Source organism: Photobacterium sp. GSS17, from assembly GCF_028621875.1.
Lineage (GTDB): Bacteria > Pseudomonadota > Gammaproteobacteria > Enterobacterales > Vibrionaceae > Photobacterium > Photobacterium ganghwense.
The window spans coordinates 3,405,490-3,424,466 of the sequence record NZ_CP117517.1 but is presented as its reverse complement, the minus strand read 5'-3'; the positions used below and the strand labels follow the sequence as shown (position 1 = coordinate 3,424,466).

The following is an 18,977-nucleotide window of genomic DNA, read 5'->3' as shown; positions in this document are numbered from 1 at the left end:
CATGATAAAGAACAGCTACTTTTTCAGATTGATGACACAAAAAAGCGAGAGCTCAGGCTCTCGCTTTTTTTATCTAACAATACTTACTCGTGTAAGGCGGAGTAAGATTGCTTAGTAGTAAGAGTGCTCGCCACGGGCGTGCTCAGTGATGTCACGCACGCCGGTCAGTTCGCCTTCGAACTGCGCCAGCAGCTCTTTCTCGATCCCTTCTTTTAGGGTCACGTCAACCATTGAACAGCCGTTACAGCCGCCACCGAACTGCAGAATGGCAACGCCATCTTCCGTAATTTCAGACAGGGACACATTACCGCCGTGGCCAGCCAGCTGCGGGTTCACCTGGGTTTGGATCACGTAATCCACGCGCTCCATCAGTGAAGCATCATCCGACACTTTGCGGATTTTGGCATTGGGCGCTTTCAGGGTCAGCTGAGAGCCCATTTTGTCAGCGACAAAATCGATCTCGGCATCTTCCAGGAATGGCAGGCTCAGCTCATCGATATACGCCGAGAACATACCGAATTTGATTTCGGTGTCTGACGCTTCGATTGCTTCCGGCGGACAGTAGGATACGCCGCACTCAGCACTTTGCGTACCAGGGTTAACCACGAACACGCGGATGTTAGTGCCTTCCGGCTGTTGGGCCAGAAGTTTAACGAAGTGCTCTTGAGCACTTTCAGAAATAGTAATCATAGACACGACGTAATACCTGACTTAATTAGTAAGATTAATTCTATTCTACTCCTTGCTGCTCTTTCTATCACCCCCTAATCGACGTAACTATGATTTCGCCACATAAAACCGTGACTTTGCAGGTTATTTCCCTGCGGGGGTATAGCACAGGCAGTAGATGTCCACACGTTCGACGCCTTCAGCCAGCAGCAGGCGAGTGAGAACCGACAGTGTACTGCCGGTGGTGACCACATCATCCACTAGGGCAACATGGGATGGCAAGGGGCTTGATGGCCGGAAAATGGGCTTTCGTAGGCGAAAAGCATCCCGCAAGTTAGTCTGACGCTGGGCTTTGTTCAGCTGGTGCTGTGCCGGAGTATGCCGTGTCCGCCGCAATAGGCCAGGCTGACACCGGCTGCCGGTGGCCTCCGCAATCGCCGTGGCGAGCAGAGTACTCTGGTTGAAACTTCGGGTCAGCTGACGCCAGGGGTGCAGCGGAACCGGCAACAGCAGAGGGGCTGGGTCGGGGATCGCCTGCGCCAGCAAGGTGCCTAACGGGCGGGCCAACCAGAACTGATGGCCGAATTTGAACTTATGTACCAGCTGGCGCAGTGGAAACCGATATTCGCCCAGCCGGTAACAGCGTTGCCACGGTGGTGGACGGGTCAGGCAGCGACCGCAATACTCAGTCATGGTGAGGGTGGTTGCACCGCAACCGTGGCAGTATGGGGTGCGCGGAAAGCGAGTCAGGCACGGCTGACACCAGTGCTGATCCGGCGTGTCGACCGGCAGCCGGCACAACATACAGCGGTGATGACGGTGCAGAAAGTTGGTGATTTGAAATAATGGCGATACCATCTTGACCATCCCGTGGCGCAACAGAGAAAGGAAGTTTACATGACAGCCAAGCTACACTGGCATACGCAGGGCCAAGGTTCCGATCTGGTTCTCATTCATGGTTGGGGTATGAACGGTGCTGTCTGGCAGCAGATCCTGCCGCAACTGGCTGAGCACTGCCGGGTGCATGTGGTGGATCTGCCCGGCTACGGACACAGCCATGCGCTGCTTGCCGAGCAGATTGAAGAAATGACCGATATGGTGCTGGCCTCGGCCCCCGAGCAGGCCACCTGGCTGGGCTGGTCGTTAGGCGGTCTGGTCGCCAAACAAGCGGCGTTGCGCGCGCCTGAGCGAGTCTCGCGGCTGGTGACGGTGGCCAGCTCCCCCCGGTTTTCCGCCCGGGAAACCTGGCGCGGGATCAAACCGGATGTGCTGGCTGATTTTCGTCGTCAGCTGGATGATGACTTCCATACCACGGTTGAGCGGTTTATGGCGCTGCAGGCGATGGGCAGTCCAACCGCGCGGCAGGATATCAAACGCCTGAAAGAAGCCGTGCTGTCTCGTCCTGCGCCGAATCCGCAGGCGCTGGCCAATGGACTGAAAATTCTGGCAGAGGTGGACTTGCGTGATCAGCTGGCCGATTTGCAGCAACCCTGGCTGCGGTTGTATGGCCGACTGGATGGGCTGGTTCCGGCAAAAGTCGCCCGCGACCTGGACACGCTGGCCCCGCAATCGCAGCGGGAAATCTTCGCGTCGGCGTCACATGCTCCGTTTATTTCCCATCCTGAGGCATTTCTTGAGGTGCTCACCGACTTTTTAGCCGCTAACCACTGATAAGCTGCAACAATGCCGGTGATTCACTGCATTTTTTCGCGTGATGGCCGATAACGGGTAACAAGCGGTTGCTCTTGGTTCCGGAGCGGCCATAATGATAGATGTAACGATAATAAACACAGCCACTTACTTGCGGTTGGCCTGAGTGGGCTGACCGGTGGCATCGTCTAATCACTGGATGGCGGCGCGGTGCTGAAGTGCCGCCCGGCCGTTAATGCCCGGAGCATTGCACCCCGATGATCGTCTCCCCTGTCCAAGTCGGCGCCCCTACGGTCGCGCCGTCTGTGAATCCGCCGACCGAGCAGGTTGCACGGGACAACCGGGTGCGCGAAAAAATTGTGCCGCCGGCCAGTATGGCGGCTGCCGGGCAGGAAAAGCCGGTAACCAGTGAAGAAAAGCAGATGAAAAAGCCGTCCTGGGATCCGAGTGAACACCCGGATTACTCAGACTTGCACGGTTCTGAGCAGCATTACGGTTACCGCGACGAACTGGAGCAGCTGGTGAAAGTGCTGTCGGCAGACCGCTATATGGCGGACAGCAAAGACCTGGGGTATGCCATGCACATCAAATTGCCGCGGGAATTGCTGGAGGCGCTGGCGTTGATCAGCCAGGCGGAACGCACCAAGGGCGTGGTGGCCCATAAATACGCGCAGGCGACGTTGCCCAATCCACCGACGGAGTATCTGGTAAAGATATAGCGACGCAGGCATCCCGCCGCTGATGGACGGAAAAAATAAAAAAGAGCCGACAGGTATGCCGGCTCTTTTGTCGTTTATTGTCGCAGTAACTGGCTGCCGGTAATGGCGTTACTTCTTCTTGGCGTTCGCAAAGGCCGCCGCAAAAGCACCGCCCATGGCGCCATTCGTTGCATTGCCCGCCGCATTGCCTGATGCATTGTGCTGGCCGTTGCCTTGCGACGAACGGGACGGGTTCTGGCGGGGTGACTGGCCTTGCGGTTTACGAGCCGGTTTTTCCTGGCCCGGCTCATCGCTGAGGCGCATCGACATGCCGATCCGCTTGCGCTGCAGATCCACTTCCATCACCTTAACCTTGACGATGTCACCGGCTTTCACCACTTCGCGCGGATCCGCCACGAATTTGTCGGACAGCGCCGAGATGTGCACCAGACCATCCTGATGGACACCGACATCGACAAACGCACCGAAGTTGGTCACGTTAGTGATCACGCCTTCCAGTACCATGCCCGGGATCAGGTCTTTGACTTCATGTACACCTTCGGCAAATGTCGCGGTCTTGAACTCCGGACGCGGGTCACGGCCCGGTTTGTCCAGCTCGCGAATGATGTCAGTGACGGTCGGCAGACCAAACTGCTCATCGGTGTAATCGGCCGGTTTCAGGCTCTTGAGGAAGTCACTGTTGCCGATAATGGCATCCAGCGCCTTGTCGTTCGCAGCGGCGATATTTTTCACCACGGCGTAAGATTCCGGGTGAACCGCCGAGCTGTCGAGCGGGTTCTTACCGTTCATGATACGCAGGAAGCCGGCACACTGCTCAAACGCTTTAGGGCCCAGACGGGCGACTTTCTTCAGCGTGGTGCGGGACTCAAACCGGCCATTTTCATCACGGTAATTCACGATGTTCTGCGCGATCGTGCCGTTCAGGCCAGCCACGCGGGTCAGTAGTGCCGGGGACGCCGTATTCACGTCAACGCCAACGGCGTTTACACAGTCTTCCACCACCGCATCCAGACGCTTGGCCAGCATGCTCTGGCTGACATCGTGCTGGTATTGGCCCACCCCTATAGATTTCGGATCGATTTTCACCAGCTCGGCCAGCGGGTCTTGCAGACGGCGGCCAATTGACACCGCACCACGCAGGGACACATCCAGGTTCGGGAATTCGTTGGCGGCCAGCTCCGATGCAGAGTACACCGAAGCTCCCGCTTCGCTCACCATCACGCTCTGGATCTTCAGGTTGTTGTCTTTCAGCAGGGTCGCGACAAAACTGTCGGTTTCACGTGAAGCTGTGCCGTTACCAATCGCGATCAAATCCACGTTGTGCTTGGCGATCAGGGCCAGTACCGTTGCCGCCGACTGGGCCACCTGACGCTGTGGCTGGTGGGGATAAATGGTCGCGGTATCGAGCAGCTTACCGGTCTGATCGACCACCGCCACTTTACAGCCGGTCCGCAGACCCGGGTCCAGGGCCAGGGTGATGCGCGGGCCTGCCGGAGCAGCCATCAGCAAGTCTTTCAGGTTATCGGCAAATACCTGCATCGCGCCGTCTTCGGCTTTCTCGCGCAGGGCCGCCATCAGCTCGGTTTCCAGGTGCATCAGGATTTTGATGCGCCATGCCCAGCTGATCACCTGTTTGCGCCAGCTGTCTGCCGGTTGGGTACCTGGCTTCACGCCATAATGATCGGCAATGATGACTTCACAGTAAGAGCCGCGTACCCCTTCCTCCTGATTCGGATCGGCGTTCAGGGCCAGTTGCAGCACGCCTTCGTTACGGCCGCGGAACAGCGCCAGTGCGCGGTGGGACGGGATGTTTTTCAGCGGCTCATTGTATTCAAAGTAATCTTTAAACTTCGCGCCTTCGTGCTCTTTGCCTGCCACTACGCGGGAGGTCAGTTCGGCCTGGCCCTGCAGGTGACGGCGGATTTTTTCCAGCAGCGCCGCGTCTTCCGCGAAACGCTCCATCAGAATAGCGCGGGCACCATCCAGGACGGCTTTGCTGTCGGCAAAGCCTTTATCGGCATCAATGAATGCTTCAGCAGCGGTTTCCGGCGTCTGGCTCGGATCTGCCCACAGGCTGTCGGCCAGCGGTTCCAGGCCCGCTTCAATGGCGATTTGACCTTTGGTACGGCGCTTGGGTTTGTAAGGCAGATAAAGGTCTTCAAGGCGGGTTTTGCTGTCAGCAGCACGTAGCTCGGCTTCCAGCTCCGGAGTCAGCTTACCCTGCTCGCCGATAGATTTCAGAATCACCTGGCGGCGGTCTTCCATTTCGCGCAGGTAGCCCAGGCGGGATTCCAGATTACGCAGCTGAGTGTCGTCCAGCCCACCAGTGACTTCCTTACGGTAACGGGCGATAAAAGGCACGGTGTTACCGTCATCGAGCAAGGCAATCGCCGCATTCACCTGTTCCTGGCGAACACTCAGTTCCTGGGCAATCGTCTGGTTGATCGTGTAGCTCATCCGTTGTTTCTCATGTTGTCGTTTAAGGTCCCATTCTACGGGTGAACGGGGCACAGGCAAGGTGTGGCATGTAAGAAGCGTGTCAGTACGTGACGTCAGTGCCGGGTTTACTGATAGCGGATGCTGTTGACGAACCACTCTTTTTTGCCGGTCGGGGTAGTGACTTCGAATTCGTCATCGACTTCTTTCTTGAGCAGGGCTCGGGCCATCGGGGAGTCAATCGAGATGTAGTCATTGCGGCCGTAAATCTCGTCCGGGCCGACGATGCGGAAGGCTTTGACTTCACCGGCCTCGTTCTCAATTTCCACCCAGGCACCAAAGAACACTTTGCCGTCCTGCTGCGGGGAATAGTCCACCACCTGAACCAGCTCCAGTCGCTTGCGCAGGTAGCGTACCCGGCGGTCGATTTCACGCAGGCGTTTTTTGTTGTACTGGTAGTCTGCGTTCTCTGAGCGGTCACCCAGACTGGCCGCCCAGGTCACTTTTTTGGTGACTTCCGGACGTTCTTCTTTCCACAGAAAATCCAGCTCTTGCTTGAGTTTGTTGTAGCCCTCACGGGTGATCAGGTTGGTTTTCATTACCGGCCATGCTCCTGTTGGTTCGCGGCGATGCGGTTGACCTTCAATGCTCTGATCTTCCGTCGCTTGCCTGGGAAGATCAAGGTTCCTGATTCTGAGTTCGTTAGTTTTGGATAGTTCCTTGAATTTCAGGTAGTTTAGGTGGCAGGCATGTCCGGCTGAGCTTGACCATACTAAGTAAAGTGTTGAGCGAGGTTTGCCGGACATAAACGGTAACAATTTTGCGGGTATTTTCGCGGCAAAATTCAGCGAGTCGCAGGGAGGCTCGAGTACACTATGTCCGTGCCTACCGATGTAAGTAAGGTGAGATATGCAGGAAAATTACAAGATTCTGGTTGTTGATGATGATATGCGCCTGCGTGCGCTGCTGGAGCGTTACCTGTCTGAGCAGGGCTTTCAGGTGCGAAGCGTGGCCAACGGCGAGCAGATGGACCGCCTGTTATCACGTGAAACGTTCCACCTGATGGTGCTGGATTTGATGTTGCCTGGCGAGGATGGTCTGTCGATCTGCCGCCGTCTGCGTAATGCCAACAATATGCTGCCGATCCTGATGCTGACCGCCAAGGGCGATGAGGTTGACCGTATCGTGGGGCTGGAAGTGGGCGCGGATGACTACCTGCCGAAGCCGTTTAACCCGCGTGAGCTGCTGGCCCGTATCCGTGCAGTACTGCGTCGCCAGACGGTCGAAGCACCGGGTGCACCGAGTGCTGACAGCAAGATTATCGAATTTGGTGAGTTCCGCCTCAACCTGGGAACCCGTGAAATGTTCCGTGGTGACGAAGCGATGCCGCTGACCTCCGGGGAGTTTGCCGTGCTGAAGGCGCTGGTGACCAATGCCCGTGAACCGATGTCCCGCGATAAGCTGATGAACATGGCCCGCGGCCGTGAGTATTCGGCGATGGAGCGCTCGATTGACGTCCAGATCTCCCGTCTGCGCCGGATGATCGAGGAAGACCCGAGCCGTCCGCGTTATATCCAGACCGTTTGGGGGCTGGGGTATGTGTTTGTACCGGACGGCAATGAGGCGTAAGCCATGCGATTGTCGCCGCGCAGTACCTTTACCCGGACGCTAATCCTGCTGGCTGGCTTGTTAATTGCCAGCCAGATTTTTTCTTACCTGGCCGTGCTGAATTATGCGCTGTTGCCCAGCTTGCAGCAGTTCAACCGCATTCTCGCCTATGAAGTGCGGTTGATGCTCAAAGAAGACGTTGAGCTGGCTGACGGCCATACGTTTCATCTGGATACGCCGTTGCGCCGGCAACTGCTGGAACAGCTGGGGGTAACTCTGCACGCCGAAGACGGCAGTGATCCGATTGCCGATGGTGAGCTGCAGGAGTTCGAGCAGGCCACGGTCATCGAATACCTCAGCGAGGAAATGAGCAACGAGCTGGAATCACCGACTGAGGTGCGGCTGGTGCTCGGGGCTGACAGCTATGTGCTGTGGCTGAAAAGCGATTCGATTCCCGGCTACCTGATGCGGATTCCGCTGTCGGAGTTGCAGGAAGATGACTTTTCACCACTGTTTAACTACAGCCTGATCATTGCCTTTATGGTGATTGCCGGCGGCTGGCTGTTTATCCGTATTCAGAACCGTCCGCTGGTGGCACTGGAGCAGGCGGCGCTGCAGGTTGCCCGCGGTGAGTCGCCGCCGGTACTGCCGGAGCGGGGAGCCTCAGAAATCCGTGCTGTGACCAAAGCCTTCAACCGCATGGCGGAAGGCATCAAGCAGCTGGAAGATGACCGGGCGTTGTTGCTGGCCGGGGTCAGCCATGACTTGCGTACCCCGTTGACCCGAATTCGTCTGGCGACGGAGATGATGTCGCCGGAAGACGGTTATCTGGCTGAAAGCATGATTAAAGACACGGAAGAGTGTAATGCGATCATCAGTCAGTTTATGGAGTACCTCAAATCGACCCAGAAACTGTCTGAGGCTGAAGCGCTGGATCTGAACGGATTGTTGTGTGAAGTGGCCGAAGCGGAAGGCGGTTACGAGCGTCAGATTGAGCTCGCGCTGGACGCGATTCCCGGTGTGGTGCTTGGCAATGGCGTGTCGATTAAGCGCCTGGTGGCCAATCTGGTGGTCAATGCGCTGCGTTATGGCAATGGCTGGGTCAAAATTTCCAGTGGAGCCACTGCGGATCGTACCTGTGCCTGGTTCTGCGTCGAAGATGACGGGCCGGGGATTGAGCCGGATCAGGTGGCCAAGATGTTCCAGCCGCTAACCCGGGGCGATACCGCACGTGGTAATGAAACGGAAGGGACCGGACTGGGGCTGGCGATCGTCAAGCGAATTGTCGATCAGCACGAAGGCAGCATTCAGGTCAGTAACCGCAGTGAAGGCGGATTACGGATTCAGATTGGTTTGCCGCTGGTGATGAAAAAGCACTGATTGCCAGAACCAGAACGAAACGCCAGCCGAGTGTGAAACCGACACTCTGGCCCATAAAAAAGCGAGCCCCGTTGGGGCTCGCTTTTTTTGTCTCCAGTGTTATCTGCAGGCGTTGTCAGCGTCAGGCTCTTTTCAGTTCTTGCGCTCAGTGCTTTTCTTCCGGCAAAACCAGATTCAGCACAATCGCGGTGATACCACCTGCAGCCATTCCGGAAGACAGGATGCTCTTAACGATATCTGGCATGAACTGCAGGATTTCCGGCTTCTGGGCGATCCCCAGACCCATGGAGAACGACAGCGCCATGATCAGGATGGCACGGCGGTCCAGCTCGCAGCGTGAAATGATGCGCACGCCAGAGGCCGCGATGGTGCCGAACATCACGATGGTGGCACCGCCCAGTACCGGTTCCGGGATCAGCTGCACCAGATTGGCAACGCCCGGCAGCAGACCCAGCAGGATCAGCATGCCAGCCACAAAGTAACCGATATAGCGGCTGGCTACGCCAGTCAGCTGGATAATGCCGTTGTTCTGGCTGAATGTGGAGTTCGGGAAGCTGTTCAGCACTGCAGCCAGGGCGGAGTTGATGCCGTCTGCCAGTACGCCGCCTTTGATGCGTTTGAGGTACACCGGCCCGGCAACCGGCTGCTCAGAGGTTTCTGATGTCGCCGTGATATCCCCGATGGCTTCTAGTGAGGTGATGGCAAAGACAATCACCAGCGGGATCAGCAGTCCCCAGTCAAAGCCCAGGCCGTACTGCATTGGCATTGGAATGGCCACCAGATCGGTTTCAGCCATACGGCTGGTATCGACCATCCCGCTCATCCAGGCCAGCAAGGTACCGGCAGCCATGGCGAGCACAATGGATGAAACGCGCAGGTATGGGTTTTTCACCCGGTTGAGCAGCACAATCAGACCCAGAACGGTCCCGGCCAGCATCAGGTTATCCAGGCTGCCGAAGCTGCCACTTTCAATTGCGGCATAGCCGCCGCCCATTGAGGTCAGGCCAATCTGAATCAGGGTCAGGCCAATCAGGGTCACGACAATGCCGGACACCAGCGGGGTGATAATACGCTGGGCATACTGCAGCACCCGCGAGATGAATACTTCGGTCAGCGAGGCCAGCAGAATCGTACCGAAAATGGCGGCCATCATGGTCGGGATATCGGCGCCACCGGCTTTCAGTGCCAGGCCGGCACCGATAATCGGACCGAGAAAGTTGAAGCTGGTGCCCTGGATGGACAACAGGCCGGAACCGACCGGACCAAAGGTGCGGATCTGGATAAACGAGGCAATCCCCGAGGCGAACAATGACATGCTGACGATGGTGTTGGTATCGCTGGCCGGCAGCCCGAGTGCCTGACAGATGATCAGCGACGGGGTGATCACCGCCACAAACATGGCCAGCAGGTGCTGGGTTGCGGCGAACAGAGTTTGGGGAAGCGGCGGACGGTCTTCCAGTCGATAAATCAGATCAGATTTACGCGGCGTCTCAATAGCGCTGTGTTGGCGTGTCATGGCCCTTGGGTTCCTGTGCTGGGTTGCTGTTTTCCCGCCGGTAACGCTGAATGGGTTACCCGCTGTGTGGTTCGGATACTTTCTGTGATTGCTGTTAGTCAGAACCGAAATCCCACAGGGAATCAGAGGATGAATAAAAGTTGGCCGCTATTGTAGAGATCTCTCACTAAAAAGCAAACGTTTGCGCAGTTGCCAAAGGAAACGGCGAACAGAAATGGCGGAACAAAAATGCAAAAGTGAAGTGCAACAGCGTTGTGCAGAAGGAAAGGGCGGCAAGGATTAACGTTGGACACGGTCAGACGGTGGCTGGGCCAGTTGTCAGCGCCAGTTGTCAGCGATTAGCGACTGCGCTGGGTGGCTATGATTGATGACTATGAATGGAAGCCGTGCTCGGGGACAGGGTTTGGGGGCACTGGTCGGAAGGGGGAACGGGTGCCGGGGCAAGCCAGGCACCAGCTATGATCAGGCGTTGGAGTAATTTTCCCGTTGTCCCAGCCAGCGGTCGATAATGGCCTTGGCATTCTCCGGGTAATGGTCGTGCAGGTAGCGCGCCAGCCGCTGAACCTCGGGGATCAGATGCTGATCGCGGACTAAGTCGGCGACTTTAAAGTCGGCAATGCCGGTCTGTTTAGTTCCCAGCAGTTCACCGGGGCCACGGATTTCCAGATCGCGCTGGGCAATCACAAAGCCATCACTGCTTTCCCGCAGGACGCCGAGGCGCTTCTGGGCGGTTTTTGACAGCGGAGCATGGTAGAGCAGCACACAATGGCTGGCGACGCTCCCCCGGCCGACCCGTCCCCGGAGCTGGTGGAGCTGAGCCAGACCGAGCCGTTCGGGGTTTTCGATGATCATCAAGCTGGCGTTGGGGACATCGACGCCGACCTCAATCACCGTGGTAGCCACCAATAAGTGCAGCTCACCGTCTTTAAAGCGCTGCATCACGGCTTGCTTCTCGGCTGGTTTCATCCGGCCGTGCACCAGCCCGATGTTGAGTTCCGGCAACTGGGCCGTCAGCTCATCGGCGGTGTCGGACGCCGCCTGGGCTTCGAGCACTTCTGATTCGTCGATCAGGGTACAGACCCAGTAAGCCTGACGCCCTTCACTGAGGCAGGCGCCCCGAATCCGGTTGATGATGTCGGCGCGGCGTGAATCGGGCAGGGCGACGGTTTGGATTGGAGTACGTCCTGGCGGCAGTTCGTCAATGACCGAGGTTTCCAGATCGGCGTAGGCCGTCATGGCGAGAGTACGCGGAATCGGGGTCGCGGTCATGATCAACTGGTGGGGATAACGGCCCTGGTGGGCCCCTTTTTCCCGTAGTTCCAGTCGCTGGTGCACGCCGAAGCGGTGTTGCTCATCGATGATCACCAGTGCCAGGTTGTGAAACTGGACTTGCTCCTGGAACAGAGCGTGGGTGCCGACCACCATTTTGGCCTCACCGCTTTCAATCCGGCTCAGCTCGCTGTCGCGGGCCTTGCCCTTGAGCTTGCCCGCTAGCCAGCCCACCTCAATCCCTAACGGATTGAGCCAGCTGGCAAAGTTAATAGCGTGCTGCTCGGCCAGCAGCTCGGTCGGGGCCATGAGTGCGACCTGAAAACCGTGCTCGATTGCCCGCAGGGCAGCCAAGGCTGCGACCAGGGTTTTGCCAGAGCCGACATCCCCCTGAACCAGACGCATCATCGGGTGAGGCTGGGCCATATCCCGCTCAATGTCTGCCACGACCCGCTGTTGGGCACCGGTCGGGCTGAACGGCAGTCCGGCCAGCAGTTGTTGCTTCAGGGTATCTTGCGTGGCTAATGGCCAGGCAGCATGGCGCTGGCTTTTCTGGCGCACCGCCAGCATCGACAGGTTCTGGGCCAGCAGCTCTTCGAGGATCAGCCGTCGCTGGGCCGGGTGTTTTCCCTCTTCCAGTTGGTCAAGCGAGACATCCGGTGTCGGACGGTGCATCACATGGAGTGCCTGCGCCAGTGTCATCTGGCGGTCGTACAGCCCTTCCGGCAGCAGCTCGCGTACCGCGGCTTTGTCGAGCAGGCCTAGAGCCTGATCGGTCAGGCTGCGCAGGGTCAGTTGGCGCAGGCCGTCGGTAGTGGGATAGACCGGGGTGAGGGTCTCTTCCACACTCAGCTCGGTAGGCTCGGAGAAGACCCGGTAATCCGGATGAATGATTTCCAGTCCGTACTTGCCGCGTTTGATTTCGCCGTAAGCTTTCACCTGCTTGCCGTCAGCCAGGCTGTTTTTCATCGCGGCATTGAAATTGAAAAAACGCAGGGTGGCGGAGCCGGTCTGGTCGCTGATTTTCACCGTCAGCATTTTGCGTTTGCCGAAGGTGATGTTGCTGTTCAGCACCTCGCCCTGAATTGTCAGGTACTGGCCGGGCATGGCACTGGCAATCGGCCAGATCCGGGTACGGTCCTCATAGCGGAGCGGTAGGTGAAACAGTAGGTCCTGCACTGTGCGCAGACCTATCTTGTCCAGTTTTTCGGCCATTTTTGCCCCGACACCGGAAAGTTCAGTCAGGGCGATGGTATCTAATAGTTGTCCGCTCATCGCTGGGTCCGTCTCAGATCATTGGCGTTTTTTGCGTTTCGGTTCAATCGCCTGAATTTTCTGCCACCAGGCTTCATCGGCCACAATCTGGCCGTCTTCATCCAGGGGCGGGTATGGCATGCCTTTGCGCTGTGCCACCTTGGCCAGCACCGGGTGACCCCGTTCAAACAGAATGCGGTGTACCACGTCGTCAGGCAACAGGGTGGTGTCGCGATCATACATCCCGGCCTGCTGGCGCTGGCGTTGGGCTTCATACAGGATGAGTGCGCTGGCGACCGATACGTTCAGTGACTGTACCATACCTACCATAGGGATGATGATATCCTGATCGGCAAGCGCCAGGGCTTCCGAGGTGATCCCATTTTTTTCGCCGCCGAGGATAATGGCAGTCGGTTTGGTGTAATCCACCTCACGAAAGTCGATGGCGGTGTCAGACAGGTGGGTGGCCAGCACCTGCATGCCCTGGCCTTTGAGGGCAGCAATGGCATCGACCATGGTGTCATGCGTTTCCAGCTCAACCCAGTTGCGGGCACCGGCTGAGGTGTGGCTCAGTACGCGCATGTTTTCTTGCGGCCACACGGCGTGCACCTTATGGACCCCGACGGCGTCGGCGGTGCGGATGATGGCGGAAACGTTATTGGGTTTGTGGACTTCTTCCATGCACACCGTGAGATCCGGCTGGCGGGTGGCAAGGACTGTCTGGATGCGTTGGAAGCGATCTGGTGTCATGGTATTGGTGTCTGTTTAAAGAAAACGCCCGGAAGCGGGCGTTTTACAGTTTATCGGGTTCACAGAACCGGCTCAGTTTTTCTGTCGCGAGACGCGGACCACGTTCGGCATGACCCGGATCCGGCGCATGATATTGGCCAGGTGGATACGCCCCTTGGTCGTCAGGCGTACTGTAATGGTGTACAGGCGGCCGTCTTTCTCTTCGGTTGACAGTCCCTGAATGTTGGAACCGGTCGCAGCAATGGTGTTGGTCAGATCCGCCAGGGCACCTTGATGGTTCTGCATGTCCACTTTCAGGATGGTGACAAACTCCTGCTCGAACTCGTCACTCCACTCCACCGGCATGTATTTGTCCGGCTCTCTCTGGTAACCACGGATGTTGGCACACTCTTCACGGTGAATCACCAGCCCTTTACCCGGGCTGACATGCGCCATGATCGGGTCGCCGTGAATCGGGTGACAGCAGTTGGCAAAGGTCAGCAGAATACCGTCGGCCCCGCGGATTGGCAGGCGCTTGTTGTTCGCCCCACCGCTGACAGCTGGGTCACCGGCTTCTGACGGCTCTTCGACATTGCCCAGCAGGCGGCGGGCAATCACGACGCTCATCAGTTTACCCAGACCAATTTCGGCCAGCAGTTCTTCGCGGTTGTCCAGACGCAGATCGGTCAGTACCTTGTGCAGGTTTTCCGGCTCAATCTGATCAATGTTCAGCGCGCCCAGCGCGTGATTGAGCAAGCGACGGCCGAGAATAATGGACTCTTCCCGACGCATGGTTTTCAGCACTTGACGAATCTTGGTGCGGGCCCGAGAGGTCACTACATAGTTGAGCCAGGCAGCGTTCGGGCGGGCTCCCGGCGCGCTGATGATCTCCACGGTCTGGCCGTTTTTCAGCGGTTTGCTCAGTGGGTATGGCTGACGCTCTACCCGGGCACCGACACAGGCGTTACCGACATCGGTATGCACGGCATAGGCGAAATCGACCGCTGTGGCACCAACCGGCAGTTCAACGATCCGGCCTTTCGGGGTGAAAACGTAAATCTCATCCGGAAACAGATCGGATTTTACGTTCTCGATAAATTCAAAGGAGCTGCCAGCGCTTTGCTGCAGTTCGAGCAGGCTTTGCATCCAGCGCTGGGCTTTGACCTGCGCAGTGGTGCCGGAGCTTTCGCCGTCTTTGTACGCCCAGTGAGCGGCGACCCCTTTGTCGGCCATCTGATCCATATCTTCGGTACGGATCTGCACTTCCACCGGCACCCCGTGCGGGCCCACCAGTGAGGTGTGAAGCGACTGGTAGCCGTTGGCTTTCGGGATGGCGATGTAGTCTTTCATCCGGCTCGGACGCGGCTTGTACAGGTTATGCACCTGACCCAGTACGCGATAGCAGGTATCGAGATCTTTCACCAGCACCCGGAAGGCATAGATGTCCATGATGGAGTGGAAGCGCTGCTCCTTGTTCTTCATCTTGTTGTAGATGGAGTACAGGTTCTTCTCGCGTCCCAGCACCTTGCCATTGATCCCCGCGTCTTCGAGGCGACCCTCGATTTCGGCGTGAATCTTGTTGATCATTTCTTTACGGTTGCCACGCGCGGCTGCCACGACTTCTTTCAGCACGCGGTAGCGGTTCGGGTACAGGGCTTCGAAACCCAGCTCTTCCAGCTCGGTTTTGATGTTGTGAATACCCAGGCGGTGTGCCAGCGGAGAGAAAATCTCCAGGGTTTCGCGGGCAATGCGGCGACGTTTGTCAGGGCGCAGGGCACCCAGGGTACGCATGTTGTGCGTCCGGTCGGCCAGCTTGATCAGGATAACGCGGATGTCATGGGCCATGGCCATGATCATCTTGCGGAAGTTCTCGGCTTGCGCTTCTTTGCGGTCACGGAACTTCAGTTTGTCCAGCTTGGAGACGCCATCCACCAGTTCGGCCACGGTACAGCCAAAACGGCTGGCGAGGTCTTCTTTGGTGACATCGGTGTCTTCAATCACATCATGGAGAAGGGCGGCCATCAGGGTTTCGTAGTCCAGGCGCATTTCGGCCAGGATACGAGCGACAGCAATAGGGTGGATGATGTAAGGTTCGCCGCTGGAGCGGGTTTGCCCTTCGTGGGCATCACGCGCAACGAGATAGGCCTGCCTGAGAGCCTCAATCTGAGTCTCAGGCAGGTATTCAGTTACGACTTCTTTCAGGCTATCAAAAAGATACAATGCGCCCGGTTCCCTGAATTAACGGTTGTCGCCGGCAATAGCGCTAACTGCGGCTAGCTCTGCTGCTTCCTGCTCTTGAATTTCCTGACGCTCACGGGCATCCAGGATATCTTTAGTGATCAGGCCTTCTTCGATTTCACGCAGTGCGATCACTGTGTACTTGTCGTTTTCTTCCGGAACCAGTGGATCCTTACCGCCAGTTTGCATCTGACGAGCGCGGCGTGCCGCAATTTGAATGAGATCGAAACGGTTGCCAATTTTATCAACAGCGTCTTGAACGGTTACGCGTGCCATGGAGGACTCCAGTGGTAATTAAGTAAAGATGGAAAATTGTACAAAAATAGTTACTGTTCTGCCAATAGGGCATTGAGCATGCTGTTATATTTAGCAGCTTGCTTATCTTGCTTCAATCTTTCAGCACGGATAATGGCTTTAAAATCCATCAAGGCAACGTCGAAATCATCGTTAACGATCACATAATCGTATTCGTTGTAGTGCGAGATTTCAGAACGGGCTTCCTGCATCCGGCGCTCAATAATGGCAGCACTATCCTGGCCACGGGCATTCAGGCGACGCTCCAGCTCTTCTTTCGAAGGCGGCAGGATAAACAGGCTTTTTGCTGCTGGCATTTGCTTACGGATCTGACGGGCACCCTGCCAGTCGATGTCCAGGAATACGTCGATTCCCTTGTTCAGCTGCTCTTCAATCCAGAGACGGGAAGTGCCATAGAAGTTGCCAAACACTTCGGCATGCTCCAGAAACGCACCTTGCTCGGCCAGCTCGGTAAATTCTTCTACGCTAACGAAATTGTAATGAACACCGTGGTTTTCCCCTGGGCGCATGCCACGCGTGGTGTGCGACACGGATACTTTCATGTCATAGGTCGGGTTGGTTTCCAGCAGAGCGTTGATCAAACTGGATTTGCCTGCACCACTCGGCGCCGACACGATGTAAAGAGTACCTTTGCTCATTGCCTGTTTTCACTCAGTGATAGAAGGGCGCGCAGATTATCATGAACTGCGGCTAATTGAAATTGGCGGGCTGCTTGAAAAATCATCTTTTTCTGATCTGAACCGCTTCTTATTAATCCTAGATGGCTTTTGCTAAAAAAGGGGAGGTGGCCGGGCTGCGACGTGACAGCCCGGTGTCCGGTGAAGGGCGCGTATGGTGAAGAGGACGAGCCTCCTTCTACTGATACGACGGTGCGAAAGGCCCGCTGGCGTTACCTGTGTTCACCTGGCGCTACAGTGGCACGGTGTCGGCAGACCCGGCCGGAGACGACGCGGCAGCACCCGAGCGGTCAAGCCGCAAGGTCAGTAACCCGAGCGCGGCAATGGCGACCCCGACCCACATGGGGGCGTGGAGGCTGAAGCCCCATTCCAGAACCTGCCCGCTGGCAAAGCTGCCGAACATGATTCCGAGGGTGATCACCGAGGCGTGCACGGTGTTGACCAGCGGCCGCTCGCCGTTCGGGACCTGCATCACCCGGCTGACCATCGCCGGATTCATGCTGATTCCGGTCAGGCCGAGTCCGAGTATGGCGCTGACGGCTGCCCAGGGTTGATGGACCAACAGGGCCAGCAGCATCAGAAACAGACTCTGCAGCACCAAGCCGCCAGCGAGGATGCGCAGGTTACGTTTGCCGGCCAGTCGGGCAACGAGGTGATTGCCCATCAGCATGGCGATCCCGTAGGCAAACAGCAGCAAGGTGACGCTGTGGTGGGTAAAACCGGCCAGCTGGGTCAGGATGGGGACGAAATAGCTGAACGCGGCATAGGTCGTACCAATGACACAGAAACTGGTAGCAAAGACGGCCCAGAGTTGGCGGTTGCCAAACGCCGCCAGCTCCTGACGCAGGCCGATTTTGGGGGCGGCGGGTAAGACGGGGAGCAGTACGGCAGTGCCCAGCGCCGCTAGCATGGTCAGAACGACCACGAGCCAGAAACTGGCGCGCCAGCCGTAGTATTCGCCGACCAGACTCGCCAGCGGCAGGCCCAGAATGGTCCCGACCATGATCCCGGCCAGCACGATGGCGACGGCGCGGATGCCCAGTTCGGGCACCACCAGGCGGTGGCAGGTGCCCAGTGCGGTACCGAAGAAGGCACCGGACACTGCACCGGTGATCAGCCGGGAGACGATCAGCTGCGGATAGCTCTGCGCCAGCGCCCCCAGCACTTCGCCGATGATAAAAAGCGCAAACAGCAGGTAGAGGATTTTCTTCGGTGGTTGGGTTCCCAACCCGAGGGTGAGCAGCGGGCCCCCGAGGGCCATGGCGGCGGCATAGAGAGAGACCAGATAGCCGACCTGAGAGAGGCTGATATCCAGATCCCGGGCCATTTGCGGCATCATGCCGAGTACCTGCAGTTCGCAGTTGATCATGGCGAAAATGCCCAGAGCCAGGACATAAACGGAAACCGGCATGTTCGGCTTGGCAGAGGTGTGCATAAGCGATCCTTGTGATGAAGTTGATGTCACTTGCGTCAGTATCACTTATGCAATAAGTTTGATTAACCCTCTCACTCTCCTTTCAGTAATGAATAAAATCATGGATCTCAATGCTATCCGCCAGTTTCTCAAGGTCGCCGAGTGCCTGAGCTTTACCGATGCGGCGGCCCAGCTCGGGGTAACCCAATCCGGGGTCTCGCGTGCGGTCAGTCGTCTGGAGCAGCAGCTCGGGGTGCGTCTGCTGCACCGCAATACCCGCCGCCTGAGCCTGACTCCGGACGGCATCGTGTTTTATGAGCGCAGTGCACCGCTGCTGGGTGATTTGGAGGCACTCGGCCAGGAACTGCAGGATCGCCGCAGTTCACCATCGGGGGTGCTGAAGGTCAGTGCGCCGTCGGCGTTTGGCCGGGTGGTGCTGATGCCGATCCTGGCGCGGCTGCTGGCAGCGCATCCGCAACTCAATATTGAAGTGGTGATGAGCGATCGCATTGTCGATTTAGTGGAAGAAGGGTTTGATGCCGTACTGCGTACGGGGGAGATCCGGGACCAGCGCCTGATTGCCCGACCGTTGGCGCCGCTGACCTGGCAGACGGTCGCTTCGCCGGACTATCTGGCCCGTCACGGCATGCCGGCGCATCCGGATGATCTGGCGGCGCATAATTGCCTGCAGGTGCGCAACCCGCATACTGGGCGCCCGGTACGCTGGCGTTTCACTGAAGCAGATCAAGAGAAAATGTTGGATGTGGACGGTAATCTGGTGTTCGACCACGGCGATCCGCTGCTTGATGCCGCGCGGCTCGGGGTCGGGGTGGTGCAGGTGATGACATTCTTTGCCCGTGAGGCGATCGCCCGCGGCGAGCTGCAACCTGTCCTGACCGAGTTTAATCCCCCGGCTTACCCGTTGTCGCTGGTTCATCAGCCCTCAAAGCTGCATTCGGCTAAACTGCGGGTGTTCAAGGACGCCTTGCAGGCGGAGTGGGGCGAGGCCGGTGCCGAAACGTATTCAGAAGGCAGCAACAGCCCGCAAATAAACAAGCCCTGAAGGTTCAGGGCTTGGGGCATCGGGTTGCACGTCGATAAGC

The 18,977-nt window shown here is 57.5% G+C and carries 16 protein-coding genes; 5 read left to right on the top strand and 11 right to left on the bottom strand.

Going from position 1 to position 18,977, the window contains the following annotated elements; translation table 11 throughout:
• Positions 1-111: 111 nt before the first annotated feature.
• Together nfuA and PGW97_RS15655 are read right to left on the bottom strand one after the other, a co-directional pair.
• A complete protein-coding gene (nfuA, locus tag PGW97_RS15660) occupies positions 112-690 on the bottom strand; it encodes a Fe-S biogenesis protein NfuA (protein ID WP_047887249.1) in 579 nt (192 codons plus the stop codon).
• Between the two features lie 123 nt (positions 691-813).
• Entirely contained in the window at positions 814-1,527 is a 714-nt protein-coding gene (locus PGW97_RS15655; RefSeq protein ID WP_273857928.1) for a ComF family protein, read from the bottom strand.
• A gap of 39 nt (positions 1,528-1,566) precedes the next feature.
• On the opposite strand from PGW97_RS15655, the gene bioH reads away from it, so the two are divergent.
• Positions 1,567-2,340 (top strand): pimeloyl-ACP methyl ester esterase BioH, encoded by a 774-nt coding sequence (gene bioH, locus PGW97_RS15650; protein ID WP_273857927.1) that lies wholly within the window; start codon positions 1,567-1,569, stop codon positions 2,338-2,340.
• A 236-nt stretch (positions 2,341-2,576) separates the two neighbouring features.
• Positions 2,577-3,038: an ATP-dependent Lon protease gene (locus PGW97_RS15645; protein ID WP_273857926.1), complete on the top strand. Its 462-nt coding sequence runs from the start codon at positions 2,577-2,579 to the stop codon at positions 3,036-3,038.
• A gap of 108 nt (positions 3,039-3,146) precedes the next feature.
• On the opposite strand, the gene PGW97_RS15640 is transcribed toward PGW97_RS15645, so the two are convergent.
• Complete coding sequence (locus PGW97_RS15640; protein ID WP_273857924.1) at positions 3,147-5,495, bottom strand: Tex family protein; 2,349 nt, start codon at positions 5,493-5,495, stop codon at positions 3,147-3,149.
• 107 nt (positions 5,496-5,602) lie between these two features.
• Positions 5,603-6,073, bottom strand: a complete 471-nt coding sequence (greB, locus tag PGW97_RS15635) for a transcription elongation factor GreB (RefSeq protein ID WP_047887244.1) — start codon at positions 6,071-6,073, stop codon at positions 5,603-5,605.
• Positions 6,074-6,383: 310 nt separating this feature from the next.
• Here greB and ompR point away from each other — a divergent pair, with 310 nt between their 5' ends.
• Together ompR and envZ are read left to right on the top strand one after the other, a co-directional pair.
• Positions 6,384-7,103, top strand: a complete 720-nt coding sequence (ompR, locus tag PGW97_RS15630; RefSeq protein WP_047887243.1) for an osmolarity response regulator transcription factor OmpR — start codon at positions 6,384-6,386, stop codon at positions 7,101-7,103.
• Positions 7,104-7,106: 3 nt separating this feature from the next.
• The gene (gene envZ / locus PGW97_RS15625) at positions 7,107-8,462 is read left to right on the top strand and encodes a two-component system sensor histidine kinase EnvZ (protein ID WP_047887242.1); all 1,356 of its coding nucleotides are present in this window, start codon (positions 7,107-7,109) and stop codon (positions 8,460-8,462) included.
• A 145-nt stretch (positions 8,463-8,607) separates the two neighbouring features.
• On the opposite strand, the gene PGW97_RS15620 is transcribed toward envZ, so the two are convergent.
• From PGW97_RS15620 to PGW97_RS15590, 7 genes are all read right to left on the bottom strand, one after another.
• Positions 8,608-9,978, bottom strand: a complete 1,371-nt coding sequence (locus tag PGW97_RS15620) for a uracil-xanthine permease family protein (protein ID WP_047887241.1) — start codon at positions 9,976-9,978, stop codon at positions 8,608-8,610.
• Positions 9,979-10,440: 462 nt separating this feature from the next.
• Positions 10,441-12,522, bottom strand: a complete 2,082-nt coding sequence (gene recG / locus PGW97_RS15615) for an ATP-dependent DNA helicase RecG (RefSeq protein ID WP_273857920.1) — start codon at positions 12,520-12,522, stop codon at positions 10,441-10,443.
• A gap of 18 nt (positions 12,523-12,540) precedes the next feature.
• Positions 12,541-13,251, bottom strand: a complete 711-nt coding sequence (trmH, locus tag PGW97_RS15610; protein ID WP_273857919.1) for a tRNA (guanosine(18)-2'-O)-methyltransferase TrmH — start codon at positions 13,249-13,251, stop codon at positions 12,541-12,543.
• Between the two features lie 72 nt (positions 13,252-13,323).
• Positions 13,324-15,450 carry a bifunctional GTP diphosphokinase/guanosine-3',5'-bis pyrophosphate 3'-pyrophosphohydrolase gene (gene spoT, locus PGW97_RS15605; protein ID WP_047887238.1) on the bottom strand — a complete coding sequence of 709 codons (2,127 nt, stop codon included), beginning with the start codon at positions 15,448-15,450 and terminating at the stop codon, positions 13,324-13,326.
• A gap of 18 nt (positions 15,451-15,468) precedes the next feature.
• Positions 15,469-15,744: a DNA-directed RNA polymerase subunit omega gene (gene rpoZ / locus PGW97_RS15600; protein ID WP_047887237.1), complete on the bottom strand. Its 276-nt coding sequence runs from the start codon at positions 15,742-15,744 to the stop codon at positions 15,469-15,471.
• Positions 15,745-15,794: 50 nt separating this feature from the next.
• Positions 15,795-16,421 (bottom strand): guanylate kinase, encoded by a 627-nt coding sequence (gene gmk / locus PGW97_RS15595; protein ID WP_047887236.1) that lies wholly within the window; start codon positions 16,419-16,421, stop codon positions 15,795-15,797.
• Between the two features lie 271 nt (positions 16,422-16,692).
• Complete coding sequence (locus PGW97_RS15590) at positions 16,693-17,895, bottom strand: MFS transporter (RefSeq protein WP_053061931.1); 1,203 nt, start codon at positions 17,893-17,895, stop codon at positions 16,693-16,695.
• Positions 17,896-17,995: 100 nt separating this feature from the next.
• Between PGW97_RS15590 and PGW97_RS15585 the strand changes: the two genes are divergently transcribed.
• Positions 17,996-18,937, top strand: coding sequence for a LysR family transcriptional regulator (locus tag PGW97_RS15585; RefSeq protein WP_273857916.1), 942 nt, complete (start codon positions 17,996-17,998; stop codon positions 18,935-18,937).
• The last annotated feature ends 40 nt before the right edge of the window (positions 18,938-18,977 follow it).